Annotated in this window: 16 protein-coding genes; 9 read left to right on the top strand and 7 right to left on the bottom strand. The window is 60.4% G+C overall.

All coding sequences use genetic code 11. The features are described 5' to 3' along the window. Positions 1-232 precede the first annotated feature (232 nt). Both POR16_RS06640 and eprS read right to left on the bottom strand, forming a co-directional pair. Positions 233-3,349, bottom strand: a complete 3,117-nt coding sequence (locus tag POR16_RS06640; protein WP_122381074.1) for an autotransporter serine protease — start codon at positions 3,347-3,349, stop codon at positions 233-235. Between the two features lie 91 nt (positions 3,350-3,440). Continuing rightward, positions 3,441-6,446, bottom strand: coding sequence for an autotransporter serine peptidase EprS (eprS, locus tag POR16_RS06635; protein WP_005889607.1), 3,006 nt, complete (start codon positions 6,444-6,446; stop codon positions 3,441-3,443). 455 nt (positions 6,447-6,901) lie between these two features. On the opposite strand from eprS, the gene POR16_RS06630 reads away from it, so the two are divergent. Further along, complete coding sequence (locus POR16_RS06630; protein ID WP_005889605.1) at positions 6,902-7,243, top strand: topoisomerase DNA-binding C4 zinc finger domain-containing protein; 342 nt, start codon at positions 6,902-6,904, stop codon at positions 7,241-7,243. Between the two features lie 37 nt (positions 7,244-7,280). Here POR16_RS06630 and POR16_RS06625 read toward each other — a convergent pair whose 3' ends face one another. The 3 genes from POR16_RS06625 to recQ form a co-directional block, all read right to left on the bottom strand. Beyond that, positions 7,281-9,503, bottom strand: a complete 2,223-nt coding sequence (locus tag POR16_RS06625; protein ID WP_122381073.1) for a motility hub landmark protein FimV — start codon at positions 9,501-9,503, stop codon at positions 7,281-7,283. Positions 9,504-9,598: 95 nt separating this feature from the next. Continuing rightward, complete coding sequence (locus POR16_RS06620) at positions 9,599-10,033, bottom strand: MarR family transcriptional regulator (RefSeq protein WP_005889599.1); 435 nt, start codon at positions 10,031-10,033, stop codon at positions 9,599-9,601. A gap of 93 nt (positions 10,034-10,126) precedes the next feature. Then, positions 10,127-12,256 (bottom strand): DNA helicase RecQ, encoded by a 2,130-nt coding sequence (recQ, locus tag POR16_RS06615; protein ID WP_005889596.1) that lies wholly within the window; start codon positions 12,254-12,256, stop codon positions 10,127-10,129. A 176-nt stretch (positions 12,257-12,432) separates the two neighbouring features. Here recQ and POR16_RS06610 point away from each other — a divergent pair, with 176 nt between their 5' ends. From POR16_RS06610 to POR16_RS26255, 3 genes are all read left to right on the top strand, one after another. Next, positions 12,433-13,020: a UPF0149 family protein gene (locus POR16_RS06610; protein WP_024690187.1), complete on the top strand. Its 588-nt coding sequence runs from the start codon at positions 12,433-12,435 to the stop codon at positions 13,018-13,020. Positions 13,021-13,030: 10 nt separating this feature from the next. Next, complete coding sequence (locus POR16_RS06605) at positions 13,031-13,432, top strand: YbaN family protein (protein WP_024690186.1); 402 nt, start codon at positions 13,031-13,033, stop codon at positions 13,430-13,432. 186 nt (positions 13,433-13,618) lie between these two features. Continuing rightward, positions 13,619-13,852: a hypothetical protein gene (locus POR16_RS26255; RefSeq protein ID WP_005889588.1), complete on the top strand. Its 234-nt coding sequence runs from the start codon at positions 13,619-13,621 to the stop codon at positions 13,850-13,852. A 58-nt stretch (positions 13,853-13,910) separates the two neighbouring features. Here POR16_RS26255 and pap read toward each other — a convergent pair whose 3' ends face one another. Next, complete coding sequence (gene pap / locus POR16_RS06595) at positions 13,911-15,407, bottom strand: polyphosphate:AMP phosphotransferase (RefSeq protein WP_005889586.1); 1,497 nt, start codon at positions 15,405-15,407, stop codon at positions 13,911-13,913. 149 nt (positions 15,408-15,556) lie between these two features. Here pap and mnmC point away from each other — a divergent pair, with 149 nt between their 5' ends. The 4 genes from mnmC (at position 15,557) to POR16_RS06575 (ending at position 22,033) form a co-directional block, all read left to right on the top strand. After that, positions 15,557-17,539 carry a bifunctional tRNA (5-methylaminomethyl-2-thiouridine)(34)-methyltransferase MnmC2/FAD-dependent 5-carboxymethylaminomethyl-2-thiouridine(34) oxidoreductase MnmC1 gene (gene mnmC / locus POR16_RS06590; RefSeq protein ID WP_005889584.1) on the top strand — a complete coding sequence of 661 codons (1,983 nt, stop codon included), beginning with the start codon at positions 15,557-15,559 and terminating at the stop codon, positions 17,537-17,539. 274 nt (positions 17,540-17,813) lie between these two features. Beyond that, on the top strand, positions 17,814-18,482 hold the full coding sequence (locus POR16_RS06585; protein WP_005889582.1) for an ABC transporter ATP-binding protein: 669 nt from the start codon (positions 17,814-17,816) through the stop codon (positions 18,480-18,482). A 1-nt stretch (position 18,483) separates the two neighbouring features. Further along, the gene (locus tag POR16_RS06580) at positions 18,484-20,964 is read left to right on the top strand and encodes an ABC transporter permease (RefSeq protein ID WP_042932178.1); all 2,481 of its coding nucleotides are present in this window, start codon (positions 18,484-18,486) and stop codon (positions 20,962-20,964) included. Next, on the top strand, positions 20,954-22,033 hold the full coding sequence (locus POR16_RS06575) for a lipocalin-like domain-containing protein (RefSeq protein ID WP_042932177.1): 1,080 nt from the start codon (positions 20,954-20,956) through the stop codon (positions 22,031-22,033). Before POR16_RS06580 ends, POR16_RS06575 begins: the two co-directional genes overlap by 11 nt. A gap of 29 nt (positions 22,034-22,062) precedes the next feature. Here the strand turns inward: POR16_RS06575 and POR16_RS06570 are convergent, their stop codons facing one another. Then, the gene (locus POR16_RS06570) at positions 22,063-24,831 is read right to left on the bottom strand and encodes a polysaccharide lyase family 8 super-sandwich domain-containing protein (protein ID WP_005889579.1); all 2,769 of its coding nucleotides are present in this window, start codon (positions 24,829-24,831) and stop codon (positions 22,063-22,065) included. Positions 24,832-25,067: 236 nt separating this feature from the next. On the opposite strand from POR16_RS06570, the gene POR16_RS06565 reads away from it, so the two are divergent. Further along, positions 25,068-26,840 (top strand): N-acetylglutaminylglutamine amidotransferase, encoded by a 1,773-nt coding sequence (locus POR16_RS06565; protein ID WP_005889578.1) that lies wholly within the window; start codon positions 25,068-25,070, stop codon positions 26,838-26,840.

The following is a 26,840-nucleotide window of genomic DNA, read 5'->3' as shown; positions in this document are numbered from 1 at the left end:
AGGCATGGCTAGGCCAATCTGAGATTTGGTTGCCAAGGACGTAACGTATACACAGGTTTTGCTGCCGGCTCCCGGCAGATCGCGAACAAGTTCGCTCCTACGCCCTACGGGCAGAAGCCTGGATTTATGAGTGATGGCTTGAATGTGACGCCGAGCGTCACGAAATGCATGCCCACGCGGAGCTATGGACGCGATAGCCTGCGGGGCTACTGCACCCCGCAGGCGTTATGCATCAGAACTGCCAATCCAGCGACAAGCCGACACCGTGGGTTTTATCCCGCGCACCCAGCAACCCGTTGTAGTCCAGGTTGATGCGCGCGTCCTTGCCCAGCGCCAGGCTGGCGCGGGCGCCGACTACGGCGGCGTCGCGGTCCATGGAGACGCTTTGGGTGTTGAAGCTGTTGCCTGCGCTGGCGAAAGCCAAGTGTTGTTCGGCCGAGGTGTCGCTCAGGTTGTGCTGCCAGCCGAGGGTGGCGGAGACGTCGAGTTTTTGTGTGTCGTTGAGGTTGAAGCGGTTACCGGCGCGCATGCCCAGGGTCGAGAGCACGGTGTCGCGGGTGTCGTCACTGCCTTTGAGGGCCGTGGCGCCGCCTTTTTCGGTGAAGCTGTCGCTGTCGAAGTGCACGTAAGCCAGGTTGGCGAACGGTTCAAGTGTCAGCGGTTGCAGGTTGAGGCGGTAGGCGGCTTCGGTGAACACCTGGCTCGACTGGGCGTCGCGCTTGACCTTCTGGCGGTCGGAGAACACCCCGAATTGCAGGTCGCGTTTCACGTCGATGCGGTGCCAGCTGTGCGATGCGCCTGCGGTCAGGCGCAGTGCACCCTGTTCGTGGCCGATGTAGGCGCCCAGGTGGTAGCTGTCCGCCGAGGCACGCGAGTGGGTGTCGTCACCCAAGCTCAGTGAAGTGTCGCTGTAACCTGCCATCGCACCCAAACGGGTGTGCTCGCTGATCAGGCCGTCGACACCGGCGAGCAGACCGCCCAAGGATGAGGTCGAGCTGGCGCTGTCGCTGCTGCCGCTGTTTTTGCCCCAGGCACCTAGCGCCTTGACCCACACCGAGTTGTCTTCGCTGCCCGGTGCTGGCTGGTCGTACAAGCCTTCTACACGCAGGCGATCACCTACGGCATCGCGCAGTTGGCGGCTGTCGTTGATCAATTGCGTGGCGATGGCCGGGTGCACCTCGCCCGACAGTTGGGTGAATGCGCGGCGTGCGCTGGCGGTATCCTGGCTGAGGATGATGCTCTCGTAGACTGAGTTGCCCGCATTCATTTGCTCGATGGACTGGGCCACGCTGCGCTGGTTGTCGGTTTGTGCGGCGCTGGCAAAGCTGTCGCCGTTGCGCTCGAGCGCCAGTGTCACGCCGGTGCCGCTGTAGGCCAGGTTGCCGTCAAGGAACGCGTAGTTATCTGTCACCGAGCCGAACTGGCCCTGAACGCCGCCAGCGGCTTGCAGTACGTTGAACTGTTGGCTGAGTACGCTGCTGGTCTGATTGCTGTCGAGCAGTGCGGCGTTGTCGTTTTCCGGCGTCAGGGCCATGTTGGCGCCGCTGACGGTCGCGATACCGCCGACCACAATGCGGTCGCTGGCAGTGGGGGAGAACTCGACCGCGTAGGTCGAACCCGGTGCCAGATTTAGGTTGCCCGCCACTTGCAAGGTGCCGATGGAGTTGCCCGGCGCAACGGTACCGCCGCGGTTGGCGGTCAGCGACGCGACGCTGCCATTGCCGCCCAGTATGCCGCCATTGTTGACGGTGACGGCCGAGGCCAGCGAACCGTTGATGGCCAAACGGCCCTGATTGACCAGTGTCGGGCCGCTGTAGCTGTTGGCGCCGGTCAACACGAGGGTGCCGATGCCTTGCTTGGTCAGGCCGCCGTGGCCGGAGATGTTGTTGCTCCATACGTCCAGTCCGCATTGCGGCCCGCTGCAGGTGCGCTGGGTCGGTTTGCCGGCATCGACAATTGCGCCGACGCCAGGCAGGTCAGCCACAAACTGGCTGTCGCCGTACGCGCCTTCGATGCGGAACTCGGCAGGAATGTCGGCCTCAGTCACGAACATGCTTGGGCCGTTGACCGCTTTGCCGAGGTTGATCATGCCCCAGCCGTACAGCGCATCGACACCGGGTGCGCCGAGGTCGGTGGCGGTGGTTTTCAGCACGTCGGCAACCTGCGCGCCGGTCATGTACGGAAAGCGCTCCATCAGCACGGCCATGCTGCCGGCCACGTGCGGTGCGGCCATCGACGTGCCGTTCTTGTTGGCCCAGCCGATGGTCAGGTCTGCAAGGCTGGTGCCGTTGAGCACCGAACTGTAGATGCGCGTGCCCGGTGCCGAGACGCAGAAGCTGGCGGTGTAGCCGCAACGCGACGAGAAGGTGCTGAGCGTATACGGCGTGGTGGCCGCTGCGGCTGCGTTGGGGTTTTGTTGCAAGGCGGCGACCGTCAGCCAGCTGGGGGCGATTTCCGGCACGAAGTAGCCGAGCCCGGCCATCGCGTCGGGGTTGTTGAGGTTGTAGTCGTTACCTGCGGCGAAGATGGTGACAACACCACTGTGCGCCGCGTCGATAGCGCCTTGATACGCGCCGCCCGGACGGCTGCCGAGGATCTGGCGGATCTGGTCGAACTGCAATTGCGCGTCCTGCACCGTGAAGTGCGGAAATGCCGGATCGCGACCGCCTTTGTCGAAGCGATCAGTGATGCCGATGCCCCAGCTGTTGTTGATGACTCTTGCGCCGCTGTTGACCAATGCGTTCCAGCCAGCCTGATACACCGCGCCGTCGTTGCCCAGTACGATGCCATCTTCCGGGCCCGGGTCGCCGTTGTCGGCGCTGATGATTTGCGCGTTGTAGGCCACGCCATGCATCGGTCCGCCATCACGATCGCCCCCCGCGATGCCGCCCACGTGAGTGCCGTGGTTGCCGAGTTTGCCGCCGGAGTCCAGGCTTGGCGCGCCGTCGTAGCGGAACGCGTCGCCCGCCTTCACCGGGATGTACGGGTCGGTGTACTCGCGGATGCCGCTGGTGACCAGGTTGATCACTTTGTTGGCGCTGGAAAACTCCGGGTGCGCGGCGTAGACCGGCTGATCGAAGATGCCCAGTTTGATGCCCTTGCCGGAGTAACCAGCGGCATAGGCCTGGTCGGCATTGATCGCGCCAACACCCCAGTCGGCATTGAATTCGGCACTGCGCCAGCTGGCGGGGTTGCCTGCCTGACCGGCTTCCACGTAGGGCGCAGCATGTGCCACTCCCATGCTGGCGAGGTAGCAGGCCAGCGCACCACAGGAGGCGCGATTGATCGCCCGAATGGCTTGGTGCAGGGGTTTTACAGCGGTGTGGCGGGTGTTGGATGCATCTTTCATGAAAACCACCGTCCTTAGTTAACGCGCACAAATCTCCGCGCGCATGCATCTGCATGCGCGTCGTTCTTTTGGGTTTAGGGTTGAGTGCTGCTTAGAACTGCCAGTTGAGGCTCAGGCCCACTCCGTGGCTTTTTTCACGGCTGGCCAGCTGCCCGCTGTAATCGAGGCTGACCCTCGCGTCCTTGCTCAACGCGATGCTGGCATGCGCACCGACCAGCGCGGCGTCGCGGACCAGAGGCGAGCTTTCGATGCCGAAGCTGCCACCACCCGAGGCGAATGCCAGGTGTTGTTCGGCGTCGGTGTTGCTCAGGTTGTGCTGCCAGCCGAGGCTGCCGGACAGGTCGACTTTCTGCCGCTCGGTGAGCGCGATGGTTTTCAATGCACGCACGCCGAGGGTGCTGAGTACCGCATCACGGTTGTCACTGCCCGCAGACAACGCCGCTGCATCACCCTTCTCGGTGAAACCTTCAGTGTTGAGGTGGACGTAAGCCAGATTGGCGAACGGCTCGACGGTCGCGGGTTGCAGGTGAATGCGGTAAGCCGCTTCGGTGAAGACTTGCGTACTCTGGGCATCGTGCCTGGTTTTCTCTTTGCCTGCTGCACCGCCAACCTGCACGTCGCGTTGCGCGTCAATGCGATGCCAGCTGTGCGTGCCACCCAGGGTCAGGCGCAGCGCGCCGATTTCGTGACCGACGTAAGCGCCCAGATGGTAGCTGTCTATCGAGGCTCGGGAATGCGTGCCAGAGCCCATGTTCAGCGAGCTATCGCTGTAACCTGCGACGACGCCCAAGCGCGTGTCGTCGGCAACGTTGCCATCGACGCCCGCCAGCAGGCCGCCAATCGAGGAGGTGTAACCGGCAGTGTCATCACCTGAGTCGGTTTTGCCCCAGGCACCCAGAGCTTTGATCCAGACATTGTCCTGTGCCGTGGTGTTGCCATCGGTACCGAACACGCTGGCGCCGAGGCGCTCCCCGACGGCATCACGGACCTGACGACTGTCGTTGATCAGCACGCTGCCAATCGCCGGGTAAATCTCGCCGGACAATTGCTGAAAGCTGTCGAGGGCAGCGGCGGCGCTTTGAGTCAGCAACAGGTTTTCGTACACCGCGTTGCCTGCGCCGAGTTGTTCGGCAGCGGTGGCTACGGCAGCTTGATTAGGGGTTTGTGCGACGCTACTGAAGGCGTTTGTCTGCTCGACGTTCAGGGCAACGCCGGTGGCTGTGTAATCGAGACGGCCACCGAGAAAAGCGTAATTGGAGGACACGCTGCCGAACTGTCCGTTGACGCCGTTGGCGGCCTGTAACACATCGTACTGACGACCCACGACGCTTTGACCCGGCGCCGCGCTCAAGGCAATCGGCGTGTTGTCTTGAAGCGCCAGCGCCATGTTTGCGCCTGCTACAGTCGCGCTGCTGGTGGCGACGATGCGATCACTCGCAGTCGGAGAAAGCTCCACGGCGTAGGTCGAACCTGGCTCGAGGGTGACATTGCCATTGACCTGCAAGGTGCCGATGGAATTGCCCGGCGCGACAACGCCGCCGTTGCGCGCAGTCAGTCCACCGACCTGCCCATTACCGCCCAACGTACCTCCGGCATTGACCTGCACGGCCGAGACCAGCGAGCCGTTCACCGACAGCAAGCCGCCGTTAACCAGTGTGTCGCCACGGTAGGTGTTGGCGCCCTCCAGAATCAGTCGACCCGCGCCGGATTTGATCAGGCTGCCTTGGTACTGACGTTGTGCCGCTGCTGCGGCGCGCGCGGTACCTGTTGCGTAATCAGCCTGATCCTGCTGGCTGGCGCTGCTGGCGACGCCGTTTTGCCAACCTTTGCTGACCAGCGTCTGCTGCCAGGTGGCCTGCTCGGCGGTGTCTTCGGCCTGACGCTGGATCAGCGCCTGATCGGAAATATTGTTGCTCCACACGTCGGTCAAACCCGAGCCGAGATTGGCGTCGAAAGTGCCGAGCAACTGACCAGGGCCGCGCATCGCCCGCTCCAGATTCGCCACGCCCCAACCGACGCTGTTGGTCGGTGCCTGAGTGACAGAGCCGTCAAGCTGGGTTGCGGTGGTCAGCAGCACTTGCAGCGCCTGCTCGTTGGTCATGTACGGGAAACGTTCCATCACCAGTGCCAGTGCGCCGGTCGCATGCGGTGCAGACATCGAAGTACCGGATTTGATGCCGTAACCGCCACCCGGCACGGTGCTGTTGACCAGCCGACCGGGCATGGTGATGCACCAGTATTTGGACAGCCCGCACTGGTTGTAGCGTTGACCGTTGCTGCTGTCGAGGCCCGACACGGCCAGCCAGTGGCCTTCGAGGTCCGGTTCGAAATACGGCAAAGAGGCGCGCACGCTGGCGTTGGCGTAACCGCTGTTGCCAGCACTGAACACATTGATCACGCCCTTGCGCGATACATTTGCCGCTTCGTCCAGCCAGGTGCCGCGGTTGTAGTGCTGAGCGTAGGCTGCGCGTACGCCGGCTTCGGTGGCGTAGGTCACGTCGGCCGGCTGGCTGCCCCAACTGTTGTTGATGGCACGTACGCCAGCATCGGCCAATGCGCCGTACACCGCCTTGAAATACCGCGGGTCGGGGTTGGGGCCGAACAGGAAACTGTCATTCTGATTGGTGTTGCCGACGAAGACTTGCGCGTTGTAAGCCACGCCGTGCATGCCGACGCCATCGCGCGCTGCGCCCATGGTGCCGGTAACGTGTGTGCCGTGAGTATCGTTGTTCGGGTTGATTGCGCCGGTGATGCTGAACGGCGAGCCGTCAACGTAGGTGCCGCTGGCGGTAACCGCGTGGTAGCGGGACGGTGTGGCTTCCGGGTGGGAAGGGTCGAACCCCGAGTCCAGCGCACCGATCTTGATGCCTGCACCTGTAATGCCAGCGGCATAGGCTTGATCAGCCTGAATGCGGCCAAGCCCCCAATCGCTCTGGAATTCTGCCGAGCGCCAGCTGGCAGCGTCACCTGACTTACCTAGCTCGGTGTAGTCGGCGTAGGCCGAACAGCCAAATGAAAAAGACAGGACGCAAAGTGCGCCAGTTGCTACAGGCTTGAACGAATAACGGACAGCACTTACGTACTTCGACTTTTGCATCCCTGCGCACCTGTTAATGGTCGGCTCATGATTGAGCGATTCCAGAACATAGTCCGCAGCTTGAAACTTGGCAACCTATTTGTGCCAAATCTTGCACTAACATTAAAGCCATAAGGAAAACGCATCGCAGGACATATATGTCGCTGATAGGCACTTGAATGCATTGAGTTTTTATATTTCATTGTTAATGACTAGCGATCTTAATAGTGGCTATTTAATTGCACGCAACTTGTTTTTCCAGCCATTACACTCACTGTTTACAGTAACAGCTCACCAAGCGTGTTACTTGCCTGAGCGCACCAAAAGTTGGCAGACGTGCGCCCCATAAAAGAGATGACGCTCCGCGTCCTATCCAAGGAATGGCCTGTGCTTAAGCGGGCAAGTCTGGCGTTTGCATCGCCGCGGAGATGTCTGCACCATGCCAGGCTGGACAGCATTCGACCTCAGGCATTTTCATGAAACGCGATACGACGTCCGCGCTGGCGGGACTCATCAGGAAGTTACGCAACCTCTTGCGCGGCCCGGAGACACCCGCAACTCGCGAACCTCATCACCAGCCGGACACGCCTGATGTAGAGCCGACGCCATCTGCAAAGCCTGTCGATGCCGCACCTGCGCAGCGTATCCACAAGAAGCCGCGTGCGCCCGACGCAGCAAAGCCTGCGTCGGCGCCTTCATGCCCGCATTGCAAAAAAATCATGATGATCAAGGTGGCCCGCACGGGCAAGAATGCCGGTGAGTTCTGGGGCTGTGTGGCGTATCCGAAGTGTCGGGGTATTCGGCCGATCTTTCGCTGAGCGCAAGATCGGCTCCTCTGTCAGAGGCACGCCGAAGTCAGCTGATCCTGCCCAGCAACTCGCGCGCCATACGCCGATGCTCATCGTCTGACTCGGCAATGACCCGTTGCAGAATTTCCCGGGCGGACTCGATCTCGCCCTCCTCGATCAGCACCTGAGCCTGATTGATCTGGCTGAGCGGCGGCTCTTCAAGGTCCAGCAGGTCAAAGTCGGCATCGTCACTCATGAAACTGTCGAGGAACTCATCGCTCAGCTCGCCTGCATCGGCGGGCATGACCACCTCGACAGGCTCGATGATTTCAGGCTCCGAGAAGTCGCTGAGGAATTGTTCATCCGAGAGTTCGAAGACTTCCGGCAACTGAGTCAGGTCAGAGGAGAAGCCGGGGTCGACCTCGGCAGGCGCGCTAGTGGCACTTGCCTTGTTGCGCGGCGGCGGGGTGTCGAACGGGTCGACCAGATCCCAGTCGGCATCCATCGACAGGTCGTCGAGGTTCAACTGGAATTCGTCGGCAGGCAGAGGGTTCAAGGCCGCAGCGGTGGTTTCATCCAGTTGCGCTGTCGGCTCGGGCTGCAGGTCGGGCAGCAGGTCAGGCTGAGCACGTTGTGTCGACGCCGGCTCGACCTTGTCGAAGGACAGCCCGGTGGCGGCACCGGCGGCAACCGGCATGAAGGCTGCTGCGATGGGTGTTTCGGCGGCTTTGATTTGCGGGAAACGGTCGCGGATGTCCTGGATGGTCTGCGGGTCTACGCCGTGCTCGAGCGCCGCTTGCTCTTCGCGGACAAACCCGCTGCCGTCGCCTTGCTCTGCCAGCAGTTCCAGCAACCTGATGCGAATATCGCCACGTTGCGGCTGGGTCTCGAGCGCGCTGCGCAGAATCCCCATAGCTTCGCTGAAACGCCCGTAGGCGATGTAGATACTGACACCGTCCAGCGCATCGGGCGCCGCGCCCGCCTGGCGTTGCGACGCCGCCGGCCTGACCGGCGCAGGCGTTATATCAGGGTTGGGTTGCGGTGCAACGGCGGGCACCTCAAAGACCGGCAGCATCGAGGCCTGAGCAGGCTTGATCAAAGGATCATCCGGCGTCAGCGGCGCTGCCGCAGCCAGAGTGCGTCGCTGGCGTCGTTTCGAATAGGCATATGCCAGCAGCAGAAGCACGATCAGAACAGCAGAAAGCAGTGTCGGCAGGCTGACGAACGAGTCACTGCCTGGTGCTACTACCGCCGCAGGCTGAAACGGGGCAGCGGGCGGTACGGCAGGCGATGTCGCAGGTGCGGCGGGCGTGACAGGCGTAAGCGGCTGAGCGGCGGACTGCGCCAGAGCCAGATCACTGCGCAAGGCAGTGATTTGCTTGTCCTTGCCGCTCATCTGCTCTTGAAGCTCCTGAGTCTGCGCCTTGAGGGCTTCCAGCGATTGCGCCAGCTGCTGGTTTTCGATGGCTGCAGCCGAGAGCTGTTCGGCGGTACGCTGCAATTCGGCTGGCTTCGCTTGTGGTGCGGCTGGGGCTGGGGCTGGGGCTAAGGCAGTAGGCAGCGACGCTGAATCCGGCAGCAACAGGTCCTGGCCGGCTTTAAGTGCAGACCCGGCGGCGCCAGCAAACACTTGCGGGTTGAGCGAGCGGATACCATCCGCCAACTGGCTCGCCGACACCTTGCTGCCCTGCCCTTGCAGGCGGCTGGCGATACCGTTCAGCGTGTCGCCGCTAGCCACTGTGTAACGCTTGCCCTGCACCGCAGCAGGCGGCGCAACGGGCATGCGGTTTTCCTGTGCTGTATCCGTCGAGCGCTGATTGCGGCTGCGGGTAGCCGCGAGGCCCTGGGGGGACGTGGAAGGGTCAAGCAGCAGGGTGTATTCGTGCAACAGGTCGCCGTTGGGCCGCGCCAGTTGCACCAGAAAACTCATGTAAGGTTCAGTGACCGGCTTGCTGGACACAACCCGGATAACCCCGCGATTGCCCCGCAGCACTGGGGTGAAGCGCAGGTCATTGAGGAAGAACACCCGTTCGATCCCAGCCCTGGCGAAGGCCTCAGGGGAAGCGAGCCTGGCAACCACGTCCTCGTTGCTCAGCCCGCCTGTTTCCAGCAACTCGATCTCGGCATTCAGCGGCTGATTGAGCGCCGAATGCAGGGTTATCTCACCCAGCCCCAGTGCTGACGCCAAGGTGGAACAGGTCAGCAGCGAGATCGCCATGACGCTCTTGCAAAACACTGCGCGCGCCGTGCGAGCCGCACCTTCGACAGCAGCCAGGGAATTCTTCAGCATGCGAACCCTTATGGAAACCACAGCAGGCTTCTCTCGTAATCAGATGGACGTCAGTATCCGTCACAAGAGTATGGTTGAGAACTCGCTGCTTCGTCTCAGGATCTTTCCAGATTGGCCAGAATCTGTGAGTGAACCTGCATGCTGACGCGCAGATCGTCTTCGCTCACGCCTTTTAACAGTTCAATACGCAAGACATTGGCGATGGTCTCAATCTTCTCGATCAGGGGCAATGCGGTATCACAGAGCAGTATCTTCTTCGCCCGGCGATCTTCAGCGACTGCCACTCGTTGAACCAGCCCCTGTTTTTCGAGGCTGTCGAGCAGTCGGGCCAGGGTCGGACCTTCTACACCGACGCTCTGCGCCAGCTCGCGCTGGGTAGGCGGTTGGTTGAAACGGGCAAGGTGTAGAAGAACCAGCCAGCGAGCCTGTGACAGGCCAAGATCGACCAGCCTGCGGTCCAGCTCAGCGCGCCAGCCTCGGGTCAGGTGGCCCAGTTGCATCCCGAAACGGTGTTCATCAGTCAATGGCATAAGGGAACTCATGATTCAAACTAATTGTTAGCGAGCTAAGCATGGTCCCTATGATCAGGCAAGCAAGTGGCGGTGACGCTACGTTGCACGTCGTTATACCTCAAATTCCGATTGCAGCGCCGCACGCACGCAATACAGCACCCCCTCCGGGACCCGCCCAGCAAACTGTTCGGCAATCGCCGACACCGGCGGCAACTCGCCTTCGCCGTCGAGAAAAGCGTCCTGGACTTCACCCAGCAAATCTTCCGGCAAATCCAGCGCCTGCTCGATAGACAACTGCTGCTTGCCGATGGCCTCGGCCAGCAGGGTGTAGACGTTCTTTTCCGAGCACTGCAACTGGCCTGCGATCTGTGCTGGCGTCATACCGGCACGCGCCAGGCTGATCAACTCGTGGCGAATGTCGGCCACCACCCTGGGCGCCTCGGCTTTGCCGCTGAGCACTTCGAGAAACGCCTCACCGTAACGCTCCAGCTTGCGCGCACCCACGCCACTGACGCGCGCCATCTCGGCCATCGAACCCGGCTTGCTACGCAGCATTTCCAGCAGCGTCGAGTCGGGAAAAATGACGTAAGGTGGCACGCCGTGTTCTTCGGCCAGTTTGCGCCGCAGGGTCCGCAAGGCTTCCCACTGCTCACGCTCCTCGCCTCGCACCAGTTGGCTGGCCGGGCTGCCGGAACTGCTTTTCGAAGTGGTTTGTGGTTTGAGATCGCGACGCAGTTCCAAAGAAACTTCACCACGCAACAACGGCCGACAGGTGTCGCTCAGGCGCAGACCGCCGTAGCCTTCAAGATCGATGTCGGCCAGACCGCGCGCGACCAGCTGACGGAACAGCGAACGCCATTCGGCTTCTGTGCGCGCCTTGCCTACACCGAATACCGACAAGTGCTGATGACCGAAGCTTTCCACCTTGTCATTGGATTTGCCGAGCAGGACATCCACCAGATGCCCCACGCCATAACGCTGACCGGTTCGGTAAATGGCGGATAGCGCCTGACGCGCAGGCTCGGTGGCATCCCAGGTCTGCACACCGTCGACACAGTTGTCGCAGTGGCCGCACGGGTTGGGCATGTCTTCGTCGAAATAGGCCAGCAAGGTCTGCCGGCGGCAGCGGGTTTCTTCACACAGGGCCAGCATGGCATCGAGTTTGTGCTGCTCCAGCCGCTTGTGGCGCTCGTCGCCTTCGGAGTTCTGCAGCATCTGCTTGAGCATCAGCACGTCCTGCAGGCCGTAGGCCATCCAGGCATCGGCAGGCAGACCATCGCGCCCTGCCCGGCCAGTTTCCTGGTAGTAAGCCTCAAGGGATTTCGGCAGGTCCATGTGCGCGACGAAACGCACGTTGGGTTTGTCGATACCCATGCCGAACGCGATGGTCGCGACCATGATCAGCCCCTCCTCGTTGAGGAAGCGCTTCTGGTTGGCCGCGCGGGTTTCCGACGGCAAACCTGCGTGATAGGGCAGCGCGGGATAACCGTTCTCGCTGAGAAAAACCGCCACTTCATCGACTTTCTTGCGTGACAGGCAATAGACGATGCCAGCGTCGCTGCGCCGCTCGGACAGGAACGCCAGCAACTGCTTGCGCGGCTGTTCCTTGGGCACGATGCGGTAAAAGATGTTGGGACGGTCGAAGCTGGAGAGGAAGCGCTCGGCGTTCTGCAAGTGCAGACGCGTGACGATTTCTTCTCGGGTGCGCTTGTCGGCTGTGGCGGTCAACGCGATACGCGGCACGTCCGGAAACAGCTCGGCCAGTTGCCCCAGTTGCAGGTATTCAGGACGGAAATCATGACCCCATTGCGATACACAATGCGCTTCGTCGATAGCGAACAGGGCGATTTTCAGGTTTTGCAGGAATGACAGCATGCGTGGCTGGACCAGTCGCTCCGGGGCGAGGTACAGCATTTTGACCTCGCCCAGACGAACGCGATTGGCCAGGTCGCGCTGCTGCTCTGCGCTGAGGGTAGAGTTGAGCGCTGCAGCCGAAACACCCAGCTCGTCCAGCGTGGCAACCTGATCGTCCATCAGCGCGATCAGCGGCGATACGACCACACACAGGCCATCACGCAACAGCCCCGGCACCTGGAAACACAGGGACTTGCCGCCCCCGGTAGGCATCAGCACCAGTGCATCGCCGCCGTTGGCCACACGCTCAATAATGGCACCTTGGCGACCACGAAAGCTGTCGTAACCAAAGATGTCTTTAAGTACGCGTTGTGCCTGCTCAAGCATAAAAACCCCGGAATATCCTGCTGCACTGCAAAACGCAGGAGTATACCCGAGCACTCGCGGGCAATGGATGACTGGGACATCAGCGGTCAAAATTAACTGCAATTGGCCTGCGCGCTGGCGCCACGGGCGCTCAGGGCCTAGAATCCAGCATCGTTTATTTTCAAGGTAGTGCCTCCATGTCCTTCGCTGAGCAACTCACCCGCCTGCAAGTCTTCCTCGATGCAGATGAACTGCACGATGAAGCGCTGGACTACGTGGCCGCGCATGGCTACCTGACTGCCCTGTCCATCTGTGCCGAGGAGGTGCCGGAGCGCGAATGGATCGACGCACTGTTCTCCGAGCCGCCGCAATACGCCAGTGAAGCGCAGCAGACGGAAGTCGAGGCAACACTGATTGCACTGAAGGCGCACATTGCTCGCCTGCTGGCGTCGGACGAAGAGTTCGAGCTGCCCTGCGATCTGGACCTGGGCGACGACCCTGATGACTCCGACCTTCGCGGCTGGTGCATCGGCTTCATGGAAGGCGTGTTCCTGCGTGAAAACGCCTGGTTCGAAAGTGCCGAGGAAGAAGTCAGCGAAATGCTCTTGCCGATCATGGTGGGTTCGGGCCTGTTCGACGAGCAGCCGGAATTCTCCGACATCGCTCAGGACGCCAACCTGATGGACGACATGATCGTGCAGATCCCGGAAGCACTGACAGCGCTCTACCTGTTGTGTCAGGCCCCGGACGAGAAGCCGGCGATCCTCAAACCCCGCCACCACTGAGTCGGCGCCTATGGCGCAAGGCTCACTGCGCACCAGCCGTCATTGGTGGGTGCGCTATCTGCTTGTAGCGGTCGGCTGGTTGAGCGTCGCACTGGGCGTCATCGGTATTTTCCTGCCGGTGCTGCCCACTACGCCCTTTCTGCTGTTGGCCGCCGCCTGTTTCGCCCGTAGCTCCCCGCGCTTCTACCAATGGCTGATCAACCATCGGCAGCTTGGCCCGTGGATTCGCGACTACCTCGAAGGCAACGGCATTCCCCTCAAGGGCAAAGTGTGGGCAATCGGCACGATGTGGTTCAGCATCGGCCTGTCGTGCTACCTGGTGCCATCGTTCTGGGCGCGCGCGTTCATGCTCACCAGTGCAGTACTGGTCACGATTTATATCCTCCGGCAAAAGACGCGGCAAAAGCGCTGATCCAATAGCGCTATCAGCGCCACCGTGTATCACTCATGAAACAGCTGCTTTTCGGGCATGGTGCCTATTCGAAAAGCGTCTGAGGGCGCGTTCAAACTCGCATAGGCTTCAGGGCAAGCCTTGAACGGATCGAGGCTGATAAACCGACAGAAACCAGTCGGGCAGCCCGCTTTCAAGGAGAACACCATGCGCGACCTGAACCCTCTTTACGCTGCGGTCCTGCAGGCTGTGGAGGCAATGGCCCCAAATGCTCAGACTCCGCAGCCCGAGCTTGAGCCTCAGCCACGTGCACCATTGCCAAAAAAACGCACAACTGCCCACACGCACCTGACTCGACTGCTGAACGGCGACTTCCAGCAAGCGGACGATGTGACGGCCCCGCAGCCGATCGCCTTGCAGGTGGCGAATGCGCCTCAGTGACCGCCACCCGCCACGTAGTCGGGCATTTATTCAGCCGATCAATAGACGCAACGCGTGATCATTTCTTCTTGTCTCTGGCGAACGCTGCTTCCAGCGCTTCGTTGATCGTGCGCAGTACCTTGACTCTTGCCCAGCGCTTGTCGTTGGCCTCGATCAGTGTCCAGGGCGCGATTTCGGTGCTGGTGCGATCCACCATGTCACCCACTGCCTGGCGGTAATCAGGCCATTTCTTGCGGTTGCGCCAGTCGTCTTCGGTGATCTTGTAGCGCTTGAAAGGGATCTTTTCACGCTCCTGAAAGCGCTCCAGCTGGGTCTGTTGATCGATGGCCAGCCAGAACTTGACGACCACCACACCCGCCTCCGTGAGTTGTTCTTCAAAATCGTTGATTTCGGCGTAAGCGCGCTTCCAGTCCGAGTCGCTGCAAAAACCCTCGACCCGCTCGACCAGCACGCGGCCATACCAAGAGCGGTCGAAGATGGTGAATTTGCCGCGCGCCGGTATCTGGCGCCAGAACCGCCACAGATACGGTTGCGCTCGCTCGTCCTGAGTCGGCGCAGCGATAGGCACGATGGCGTACTGACGCGGGTCCAGTGCAGCGGCAACCCGTCGGATAGCGCCGCCTTTACCTGCTGCGTCATTGCCTTCGAACACGGCCAGCAATGCATGGCTCTTCATGCGTTTGTCGCGCATGTTGCCGGACAGCCGCGCCTGCTCGGTGATCAGTTGTTCCTGATAGTCGTCCTTGCTCAGTTGCAGGCTCAGGTCGAGGCTGTCGAGCAGCGTGCGTTCATCACTGTGGATCGCCAGCGGCCCTACCGTGAGCGCGCTGGGCTCGGGTTCGACCTTGTTGAGCGCAGCCTGCATGCCCTCCAGCAACAGGCGTCCCACCGTCAGGCTGCGGTAGTTGGCGTCCACGCCTTCGATCACGTGCCAGGGCGCGTACTCACGGCTGGTACGGCGCAACACTCGCTCGCCGAAGCGCACGAACTTGCCGTAGGTCCGGGATTGCTGCCAGTCCAACGGGCTGATGCGCCAGCTGTGCAGCGGGTCATCCTTGAGGGTCTTGAGGCGCAGCTTCATCTGTTTTTTGGACAGGTGAAACCAGAACTTGAAGATCAGCGCGCCTTCGTCACAGAGCATCTTTTCAAGGCGTTCGGCACCGCTAATGGCCTGATCGAGTACCGCATCCTTGTAGCGGCCATGCACACGATCCTGAAGCATCTGGCTGTACCAGTTGCCAAAGAAAATACCCATGCGCCCCTTGGCCGGCAGCTGTCGCCAGTACCGCCAGGCCGGCGGGTGCGCCAGTTCTTCGTCGGTTTGCTGGTCGAAGGTGCGCACCTCTATCAAGCGCGGGTCCATCCATTCGTTGAGCAGTTTGACGGTCTCGCCCTTGCCAGCGCCTTCTATGCCATTGATCAGCACAATGATCTGCCGCCCGGCCTGCTCGTGAAGGTCTATTTGCGCTTCCAGCAACGCCTCGCGCAACTCGGGCAGGGCCGCCTCGTAGGTTTCATCGTCAATGGCATGACCGATTTCAGCAGATTCAAACATGCACAACTCCTGATGGGTGGTGGCTCAATGAACGCCCCAATGGTGATTGTGACCACTGATCAGGGGCATCGGTCAATCCGCGCAGCCTTGATAGCACTTTTATCCGCGCAGACGGCTAAAATGCAGCCACTGCCTCCGCTGAGCCCGACATGACTATTACCCGCCACGCCCAGATCGACTGGGACGAACACGGCAACCCGCGTTCCCGCGACTTTTCCGACGTGTATTTTTCCACCGAATCCGGCCTGGACGAGACACGCCATGTGTTTCTGGTGCAAAACGACCTGCGGCGGCGTTTCACCGAGTTACCGGCTGGCGGGCGACTGGTGATTGGTGAGACCGGCTTTGGCACGGGCCTGAATTTTCTCTGTACCTGGCAGTTGTTCGACGAGTGCGCGCCAGCCGATGCACGGTTGCATTTTGTCAGCGTCGAGAAGTACCCGCTGAGCCGCGCCGACCTGCAACGGGCGCTTGCGCTATGGCCGGAACTGTCGAGCGTCGCCCAGCCGTTGCTTGAGCAATATGTTGCGATACATGAGGGTTTTCAGCGCCTGGTCTTCGATGGCGGACGTGTCACCCTGACGCTGCTGATCGGTGATGCCTTGCAGATGCTGCCGCAACTGGACGGGCAGATCGATGCTTGGTTTCTCGATGGCTTCGCCCCGGCGAAAAACCCTGAAATGTGGACCCCGGAACTGTTTGCCGAACTGGCCCGGCTGTCTGCACCTGCCACCACCATCGGCACGTTCACCAGTACCGGCTGGGTGCGGCGCTCGCTGAACGCGGCAGGTTTCAAGATGAAGCGCGTGCCGGGAATCGGCCACAAGTGGGAAGTGCTGCGCGGTGCGTTCATTGCCACGCCAGAAGGCGTCACGCCGCCCCCCGCCGCCAAACCCTGGTTCGCCCGCCCTGCGTTGATTGCACGGGAGCGCAAGGCACTGGTGATCGGCGCCGGGCTGGCTGGGTGCGCAACTGCGCAGAGTCTTGCGCAACGCGGCTGGCAGGTCAGCCTGCTGGAACGCCATGCTGCACCGGCTCAGGAGGCCTCCGGCAACCCGCAAGGCGTGCTGTACCTGAAGCTGTCGGCGCACGGCACGGCGCTGTCACAGCTTATCCTGAGTGGTTTTGGTCACACGCGCAGGCTGCTTGAACGCCTGCAACGAGGTGTGGACTGGGACGCTTGCGGCGTGCTGCAGCTGACCTTCGACGACAAGGAGGCGCTGCGCCAGAAGCAACTGGCCGAAGCCTTCCCGGAATCGCTGTTGCACTTGCTTGACCGCCCCGCAGCCGAAGCGCAAAGCGGCATTGCGCTCGACAGCGGTGGACTGTTTTATCCCGAGGGCGGCTGGGTCCATCCGCCTGCGTTGTGTCAGGCACAGGTACAACACCCGAATATCCGTCTGATCGCCCATCATCAGGCGCTGGCGTTAAAGCGTGTCGATGATCAATGGCAGGTTTGGGGTGATGAGCAACTGATCGACAGCGCACCCGTTGTAGTGTTGGCAGGGGCGGCTGACATCAAGCAGTTTTCGCAGAGCGCCGACTTGCCGCTCAAGCGCATTCGCGGTCAGATCACGAGCTTGGCGCAAACCGACACAAGTGCTGCATTGCGCAGCGTGGTGTGCGCCGAAGGTTATGTCGCGCCGGCACGGCTGGGCGAACACACGTTAGGGGCCAGTTTTGATTTCAACAGCATTGATCTCACCCCCAATCTGGCGGATCACGCAGGCAACCTGACACTGCTGCAGGAAATTTCCGCAGACCTGGCGTCTCGCCTTGAGACAGCGGACATGCCTGCGCAGCAATTGCGCGGTCGGGCTGCGTTTCGTTGCACCAGCCCCGATTACCTGCCCATCGTCGGCCCGCTGGCCGATCGCGAAGCATTTATGCAGGCGTACGCGGCGCTGGGCAAGGATGCACGGCAAGTACCTGATATAGATTGCCCGTGGCTGGACGGCCTGTACGTCAACAGCGGCCACGGCTCACGCGGTTTGATTACGGCACCGCTGTCGGCCGAACTGATCGCCGCCTGGGTCGACAACGAGCCCCTGCCCTTGCCACGCAGCGTAGCCGAGGCGTGTCACCCCAACCGCTTCGCCCTGCGCGGGATTATTCGCGGTGGCGGGAAGTAGCTTCATGGTGCCCATGCCAATGCGAAGCGTTATACACAAGCCCTGATAGGCCTGAAAAGCAGGACTAACGTGGAGCATCCGCGCAATGGTTGAGATTATCGTTCCCTGCGCTTCAGCGCGGGAATGCAGCTCTCCAGGCTCTACGTCGAAAGCAGGACGCAGAGTGTTCTGAACGACATGACGATGGGGGGCGTCGCACGATATTCTCATCTGCCGCGACGCGCACGCGCTCAGGCGCTACTCTTTGAACTCAGTCAGAACAGTTGAGCCACACATGCTGCAAGTGCGAAACGTAACCAAGCGCTACACCACGGCACAAGGACCACTGAATGTCTTGCGGGGTGTTGATCTGCATCTTGAGAAGGGCGAGAGCCTGGCGTTGATGGGTGAGTCCGGTAGTGGCAAAAGCACGCTGTTGCATCTGGTGGCGGGGCTGGATCAGGTCGATGGCGGCACTATCGAGGTCGCAGGCCAGCGTCTGGACCTGATGAGCGAAAGCCAGCTGGCCAACTGGCGACGTACCGAAATCGGCCTGGTGTTTCAGCAGTTCAACCTGATCGGCAGCCTGAAAATAGCTGACAATCTGGCGTTCCAGGCACGACTGGCAGGGCGTCACGACCCCGTCTGGCAGGCACAATTGACCGAGCGACTCGGGCTCGGCGAGCTCCTTGACCGTTACCCTGAACAGTTGTCCGGCGGCCAGCAGCAGCGTGTCGCCATCGGTCGCGCCCTCGCTTCACGGCCAGGCCTGTTGCTGGCCGACGAACCCACCGGCAATCTTGATGAAGCCACCAGTGACGAAGTGCTGCAACTGCTGCTGGACCTGCTCGGTGACAGCACCACCAGCCTGCTGATGGTCACCCACAGCCCGCGAGTCGCCGAACGCCTGGCGCGACAGGTGGTGTTGCATCATGGTCGCCTGGCAACCGAAGGCGAGCGCTGAGATGCGGGTTTTCTACTGGACCCTGCGTGCGTTACTGAGCCATTGGCGAAGGCATCCAGTGCAGTTTTTCAGCGTGCTGACGGGCCTTTGGCTGGCCACCGCGTTGCTGACCGGCGTACAGGCGCTTAACAGTCAGGCGCGAGAAAGCTACCAGCGAGCCAGCCAATTGATCGGCGGCGAACCGCAGACCAGCATTACAGCGACCGGCGGCGGACTGTTTGCTCAGGACCTGTTCATCCAGTTGCGCCGTGAAGGTTGGCCGGTGTCGCCCGCGCTGCAAGGGCGCATCGTGCTCAAGGACGCGCAAGACAGTCGTCTGCAACTGATGGGCATCGAGCCGGTGACGTTGCCCCAAGGCTCGGCACTGGCCGGGCAAACACTGGATTCGAACCAAATCGTCGACTTCCTCACGCCACCGGGCATGACCTGGATCGCGCCGCAGACGCTGCAGGCATTGGGGCTGCAGGAAGGCCAGCAGCCGCTGACCGAAAACGGCTCCGCGCTGCCTCCGCTGCGCGCCAAGCCAGACATGGCGCCGGGCGTGTTACTCACAGATATCGGCTTTGCACAAGCATTGCTGGGCCAGCCCGGACAGTTGTCGCGCATGCTGCTGGCCAAGGACTTTGCAGCCCGCAGCCCCACGCTTCCTTCCGCCCTGAGCAACCTGCTGGTGATCAGGAAAAGCGGTGAGGAGAACAACCTCGAGCGTCTGACCGAAAGCTTTCACCTGAATCTAAATGCGCTGGGTGTGCTGTCATTCATCGTCGGGCTGTTCATCGTCCATGCCGCCATTGGCCTGGCACTGGAACAGCGTCGGGGCCTGCTGCGCAACCTGCGCGCCTGCGGGGTCAGCGCTCGTTTGCTGATTACCGCGCTGAGCGTTGAGCTGGGCGCATTGGCTTTGCTGGGCGGCATTTTTGGCGTGGTCAGCGGCTATTTTCTGGCCAGTATGCTGCTGCCGGATGTCGCGGCCAGCCTGAGAGGCCTGTACGGGGCTGAAGTCGCCGGTCAATTGAATCTGAGCCTATGGTGGTGGCTGAGCGGAATAGGCCTGAGCCTGCTTGGCGCGTTGCTGGCCGGTGCCAACAGCCTGCTGCGCGCCGCACGGCTGCCGCTATTGGCGCTCGCCAATGCCCAAGCCTGGCAACAGGCCCATGCGCGCTGGCTGCGCAGGCAAGCCTGGGTGGCGGCAATAGGAGCAGCAGTTGCCTTGGCGGCCTTGCTGTTCGGCAACACGCTGATGCTGGGTTTTGTGATGATGTCCGCGCTGTTGCTCAGTGCTGCGCTGGGCCTTCCCGTGCTGCTGGATGCCATGCTCGGCAGCCTGCTACGGCGCAGTCGCTCGGCGCTGGGACAATGGTTTCTCGCCGACTGCCGTCAGCAATTGCCAGCGTTGAGCCTGGCGCTGATGGCGCTGTTGCTGGCAATGGCTGCCAATATCGGCGCAGGCAGCATGACATCGGGCTTTAGGGAGACCTTCAACAGCTGGCTGGAGCAACGCCTGACTGCCGAGTTGTACGTCAGCCCACAAGATCCGGCGCAGGCCAAACCCTTGCAAACCTGGCTGAACCAGCAAACGGATATCAGCGCAGTGCTGCCTAACTGGCAGGTGCCGGTACAGGTCCAGGGCTGGCCCGCCGATCTGTTTGGCGTGATCGATCACAGTACTTATCGCCAGCACTGGAAACTGCTCGAATCCGTCGCGGGCGATCCGTGGGATCTGTTGCGTGACGAGGACAGCGTAATGCTCAGCGAACAGCTCGCGCGCCGTCTCGGTGCGCGGCTGGACGATACGCTGAACATCCCGATACCCAACGGTCAGTGGCCTGTGCGTATCGTCGGGATCTACGCCGACTACGGCAATCCCAAAGGCCACTTGCTGGTGAACTCAAAACACCTGCTCACTCATTGGCCGCAACTGACGCCGGTTCGCTTCAACCTGAGGATCGACCGGGCGGCGACGCCTCCACTGATCAGCAGATTGCAGGACAACTTCACGCTGGACGACAACCACATCATTGATCAGAGCCAGCTCAAAGGCTGGTCCAGCCAGGTGTTTGAGCGCACGTTTGCGGCCACCGCTGCGCTCAACAGTCTGACACTCGGCGTGGCCGGAATAGCATTGTTCATCAGCCTGCTGACCCAGAGCCAGAGCCGCCTAGGACAGCTCGCACCGTTGTGGGCTCTGGGCGTGACGCGGCGGCAATTGATGCTGCTCAATCTGGGGCAGACCTGGCTGCTGGCGGTACTGACCCTGGTGCTCGCGCTGCCGTTGGGCCTGATGCTGGCATGGTGTCTGGACGCGGTCATCAACGTTCGGGCCTTTGGCTGGCGCCTGCCGTTGCAGGTGTTTCCGATGCAACTGCTGCAACTCATGGCGCTGGCGATGCTGGCGACTTTACTGGCCTCAGCCTGGCCGCTGCTGAAGCTGTACCGCAGCCGACCTGCGGATTTACTGCGGACATTCGCCAATGAACATTAAGTGGATGATGCCACTGGCGGTCGCGGTGCTACTCGCGGCCTGCGATGACAAACAGCAACCCGAAAGCGGCTTCGCCGGGCTTGGCAATGAAGCCGACGCATACACGCAGGTCACGCCAGGCAAGGTCTTTTCATTCCCCGAGGACCACGGCCAGCACCCCGGCTTTCGCATCGAATGGTGGTACATCACAGCCACCTTGAAGGACGATGCAGGCCGCCAATTCGGTGTGCAGTGGACCTTGTTCCGCAGCGCCCTGCGACCCGGCACACACACCGGCAGTGGCTGGAATGAAGGCACGATATGGCTGGGCCACGCAGCAGCCACATCGAGCAGCGGCCATTACGTGGCAGAGCGTTACGCACGGGGTGGAGTCGGCCAGGCAAACGTGACGTCGGCGCCCTTCTCGGCGTGGATCGACGATTGGGCATTCACCAGCAATGCTCAAACCGCAGACCCGCTCGCCTCGATGCAACTCAAGGCCAGCGGCAAGGACTTCCGCTACGACCTGCACCTGACCTCCAGTAAGCCGCTGGTGTTACAGGGCGAAAAGGGCTACAGCCAGAAATCCGAAGCAGGCCAGGCTTCCTACTATTACAGCCAGCCTTTCTTCGACGCCAAAGGTAGTGTGGCAATTGAAGGAAAAACCTATCAGGTCACCGGTAACGCCTGGCTGGACCGGGAATGGAGCAGTCAGCCATTGACCGCCAACCAGAGCGGCTGGGACTGGTTCTCCCTGCAACTGGCCAATGGCGACCGCTTGATGCTCTACCGCATCCGCCACAAGGATGGCACGCCCTACCTGACCGGCAACTGGATCAGCGCCGATGGCACGACAACGTTGCTGCACGCCAATGAAATCAGCCTTGAACCACTCGACACCACCTCGATCGGTGACCATCAGGTACCCACTCGCTGGGCGATCAGCATACCTGGCAAAAACCTGAGCATTACCACCGAAGCGCTGAACCCCAAGGCCTGGATGGGCACAAGTATTCCCTACTGGGAAGGGCCGGTGAGGTTCAGCGGTAGTCAGGTGGGAGTCGGGTATCTGGAGATGACGGGCTATTGATTCCCGTCACGTCTCCTCGCGGATACCAACTAATCAATCAGGAAGTTAACCGTCACAGAGCGCCCTCGTTCATCACCTTGCGGCAGGCTGACTACCAGCCGCACCAATGGCGTGCCCTGTTCATCTGCCTTGACGACAAATGACAAGTTTTCCAAGGTTTGCGTGGGGTCGGCGCAAGTCAATTTAACCTGCGTGTCCTGTAGTTCTGCAATATAGACGCAAGGTTGTTCCGGATAGAGGCCATGGCTGGCTTCCTGCACACCTCTGCGCGTTGACTCCACATCGAAACAACTCACCATTACAGCCTCGCCATCGGCCCCAATGTGCACATCGGCAATGCCGGCTTCGAGTACGCTAGCTGTTGCCAGGAGCGCCTTGCCCGAGAGATCTTCTGAAGGACTGACGCTATAGTGGTAAAAGCCGTTTTCACCTTTTTCATGATTGATACAAAGCGAAAAAACCGGCAGTGTCACGGTATCGGGGGAGCCGTTGATATTAATGTCAGACCACGCACCACTTCGGTTTTTCACCTCGATAGTCACGCTGGGGCGAGACCAGAAAAAACCAAGCGTATAGACGAAACCATCGTGATAAACCGCTCGGATATTGTCAGCCGTCAGCGAACCCTGTTCAAGTGCATGCTCATGATCGTCGATCGTCAGGTACCTCACCGGACCGCGCGCAATGCACTGATTAACACAGGTAACCACCGGGAACACGGCAGAGCGAGTATCAATTCCAGTCCCCAGGCAGGTCACACGATCATCGGTCGCCATGACTGTCTTATAGGCATGAGTCACGTTTTTTCTGGACAACTCCATGGACAGAACGGTTCTCTTTCCATCACTCACGCCTCCTGCAAAGTCGTGAGATCCCCACATGTTTACCCCCCAATCAGTATTGGGCCATTTGAAATCCGCAACTTGCTCGACCGTCGTCCCCGGCAGACGTTGCCAGTCCCAGACAGGCTGGATTCCCTCATACTCCTTGCCGTGATGACTCAGAAAATAAGTGCCAGCGCCCATGTAATAACCTTTCGGATTCTCGCCATTGCCACTTTCTCCACCCACTGTACGAGTGGAAATCGCCTTGGCCCACACACAGTATTGCGAGCCTATATGGGCCAGATAGTCATTGACCCAAAAAAGACGTCCACCTCTGTAGTGCTGATTTTTCGATTCATCGCCACCCGTGCGTCGAATCAGTTCATCAAGTGCTTCTTTGTTGGCAGTATCAGCTACGGGCAACAGTGCTTCAGCCCATTTCGCAATGTGAGCATTGAAAGCAATACCGCGACTGATCGCCCTACCATTGACGTGAAAATCCATATGGCTGGCGTAACCCATCCAGCCCATGCCCTCCACCACAACATTTACCAACTCAGACAGTGCAGTCGTTGTAAGTGAAAACTCGTTAACCAGCACCGCAGAACCTTCAACTATTCTGTTCAACAACTCAGCTCCATAGGATCCTGAATAGAGCTGCATGCAGTACTGACTGCCATTACGGGCATTGTGTTGATTGATAGCGTAATCCACGCTTACCCCTTCTCCATGCTCCTTGCCCTCGCGTTCGACTGGCAGGCACAGTCCGGACAGCACATCTGCCGCAGCACGCAGATACAGTAAATAGTTGCCCTGCCCGGAGTTCTTCCACGCGCTGACACTCCACAGAATCTGAACGGACGCAAAGTCAGCCAGATTGGCGCCAGTCTGGGTGTAGGCATACGTGTTTGTAGTCTTCATGGCGTAGGGAATGAACTGCTCAATCAGCTCTGAGCCGGTCAAATGCTTGGCGAGCAGTACAGCCGCGCGGCCAGCCTTTTTGGCAAGGCCAATCTGTCGATTCCACCAACTGATGTTGTAGCCCTGCCGGGCGTAAAAGTTCAGTGCTGCCAGCGCATGAGACAGATAATGCGCAGGCGATGCAGCTGCCTGACTGAAAAGATAGCAGGCGATTCTGAAGGCCCTGTCCAGATGCAGATTGAGCCCACTGATATCCCCGACTGTCGAACCTGGCGCGGGGTAGGTGATGTCTCGAAACTTACCGTCAGAAAAACCAGTCAACCAGGCGTCTATGTCCTTCTGAGACGGAATAGACTTCGGTATCTGATCACTAAGACGCTTGAATACCTGCGCGGCACTTGCCAATGCGGCTGGCGAGAAGCCGAAATCGAATTCAAGCGTCAGCGGTAATCCGGCCGGAGCCCAAAGGTGGTTACGAAAACTGCTGCCAATTGGAACGAACGTTTTCTGGGCGTTATCCTTTTCTCCGGCACGTAATAACTCTCCTCTGCTGTTTATCGTCTCGCTCAAATAGGCAGGCCACCAATATTTTCCCAAACGCTCAATCGGGATATGGCATTGGACGGTCTGGTAGACATCGCCTGTCGACTTGTTGAGAAGACGGCAGGTGATCGTTGTGCCTTCAGGCAACGCGCCTACCGAATTGACGGTATAAAGATCCGACCACTGACTGAAACGGCACGCACTGGTAAGCGCAACTCGGGCACTCGCTGAGTCTGTCCATATTTTATTCAAATAACTGCTGTGCTCGGTCTCGAATGTCCCGTCGGTCTGCTGGACGCCTGCACGCAGGTGCGTAGCCGTGGCATTGATGTAATCTGCGAAAGCTTTCGTCCAGTTGTACTGCCCTACCGCAGGCGTCGGGGAGAACCGCACGGTTTCTACCGGCTCCCCCGTCGCGGTATCGACAAGAGTGACCTGCAAATTCTCCCCTGCGACCAAGTCCCGCTCAGAGTTGATTTCTCTCATCGAAACCCAAGTGTTTACATCCATTGCACATCCCCCTTCTTGGTAGCTGTGGGTGTCGTTGGCTGAATCATGCGCTGCCCGGCCATCGACCCATCACTGGCAATTCTGATAGGTCCAGTCGCACACGCCGGGCTACAGCAAGGGACCAATCTCAAAGGCTTATAACTTTTTGATCTAAAACTACCCCGCCCTTGCTAGGTCAGTTTCTGGGTGACTGCACTTCCTCAGTCACCTCCCCAACGGAAACCCGGTAAGGACTTATGTGCGGATTAGCAGGTGAGCTACGTTTTGACCATCAACCAGCGGACCTCGCCGCGGTTGAACGAATTACCCATGAGCTGGCGCCTCGCGGCCCGGATGCGTGGGGGTTTCACAGCCAGGGGCCAGTTGCCCTTGGTCATCGCCGACTGAAGATCATGGACCTGTCGGACGGCTCGGCGCAGCCGATGATCGACGGCAACCTTGGCCTGTCGATGGCTTTCAATGGCGCTATTTATAACTTCCCGGAATTGCGCGCCGAGCTGGAAAACCTTGGCTATCAGTTTCATTCCGGTGGCGACACCGAAGTACTGCTCAAGGGTTATCACGCGTGGGGCGCAGACATGCTGCCCAAGCTCAATGGCATGTTTGCCTTTGCCATCTGGGAGCGCGACAGCAAGCAGCTGTTCATCGCCCGTGACCGCCTCGGCGTCAAGCCGTTGTACCTGTCCAAGACCGACAAGCGCCTGCGCTTCGCGTCCTCGCTGCCAGCCCTGCTCAAGGGCGGCGACATCAGCGGGATGCTTGATCCGGTGGCGCTCAATCATTACCTCAACTTCCATGCTGTGGTGCCTGCACCGCGCACGTTGCTGGCCGGTGTCGAAAAACTTCCGCCAGCCAGCTGGATGCGCATCGACGCCAGCGGCAAGGTCGAGCAGAAAGTCTGGTGGACCCTGCCTTACGGCCCACATGAAGACGAAAAAAACCTGACCCTCGAAGACTGGCGCGATCGCGTGCTGGACAACACGCGCGAAGCGGTGGCTATCCGTCAGCGTGCAGCGGTGGATGTGGGCGTGCTGCTTTCAGGCGGTGTGGACTCCAGCATGCTGGTCGGTCTGCTGCGCGAAGTGGGCGTCGAGGACCTGTCGACCTTCTCTATCGGCTTTCAGGATGCCGGTGGCGAGCGTGGCGACGAATTTCAGTATTCCGACCTGATCGCCAAGCATTACGGCACGCGTCATCACCAGTTGCGTATTCAGGAAAGCGAGATCATCGAGCAGTTGCCTGCGGCGTTCCGCGCCATGAGCGAACCGATGGTCAGCCATGACTGCATCGCTTTCTACCTGCTGTCGCGTGAAGTGGCCAAGCATTGCAAGGTGGTACAGAGCGGCCAGGGCGCCGACGAACTGTTTGCCGGTTACCACTGGTACCCGCAAGTGGATGGTGCAAGTGACCCGGTAGCGGCCTATCGCGATGCATTCGTTGACCGCAGCTACGCCGAATACGCCGAAACCGTACAGCCGAAGTGGCGCACGGCTAACGACGCTGCCGGGGATTTCGTTCGCGATCATTTCGCACAGGCGGGAGCCAGCGCAGCGGTCGACAAGGCCTTGCGCCTGGACAGCACAGTGATGCTGGTCGACGACCCGGTCAAACGTGTCGACAACATGACCATGGCCTGGGGCCTGGAAGCGCGTACGCCGTTTCTCGACTATCGCCTGGTTGAGCTTTCTGCGCGCATCCCCGGCAAGTTCAAGCTGCCGGACGGTGGCAAACAAGTGCTGAAAGAAGCGGCACGCATGGTTATTCCCTCGGAAGTGATCGACCGCAAGAAGGGGTACTTCCCGGTGCCCGGCCTCAAGCATTTGCAAGGTGATACCCTTGATTGGGTGCGTCAGCTGTTAACCGATCCGAGTCAGGACCGCGGCCTGTTCAACCCGGCCATGGTCGACAAACTGCTGAGCAACCCGGAAGGCCAGCTGACGCCGCTACGCGGCTCCAAGTTGTGGCAGCTGGCTGCGCTGAACCTGTGGCTCAGCGAACAAGGACTGTGA

The organism is Pseudomonas coronafaciens pv. oryzae str. 1_6 (assembly GCF_000156995.2).
Lineage (GTDB): Bacteria > Pseudomonadota > Gammaproteobacteria > Pseudomonadales > Pseudomonadaceae > Aquipseudomonas > Aquipseudomonas tremae.
Note: the sequence above shows the minus strand (reverse complement) of the source record. Positions and strands in the feature narration are given on the sequence as shown.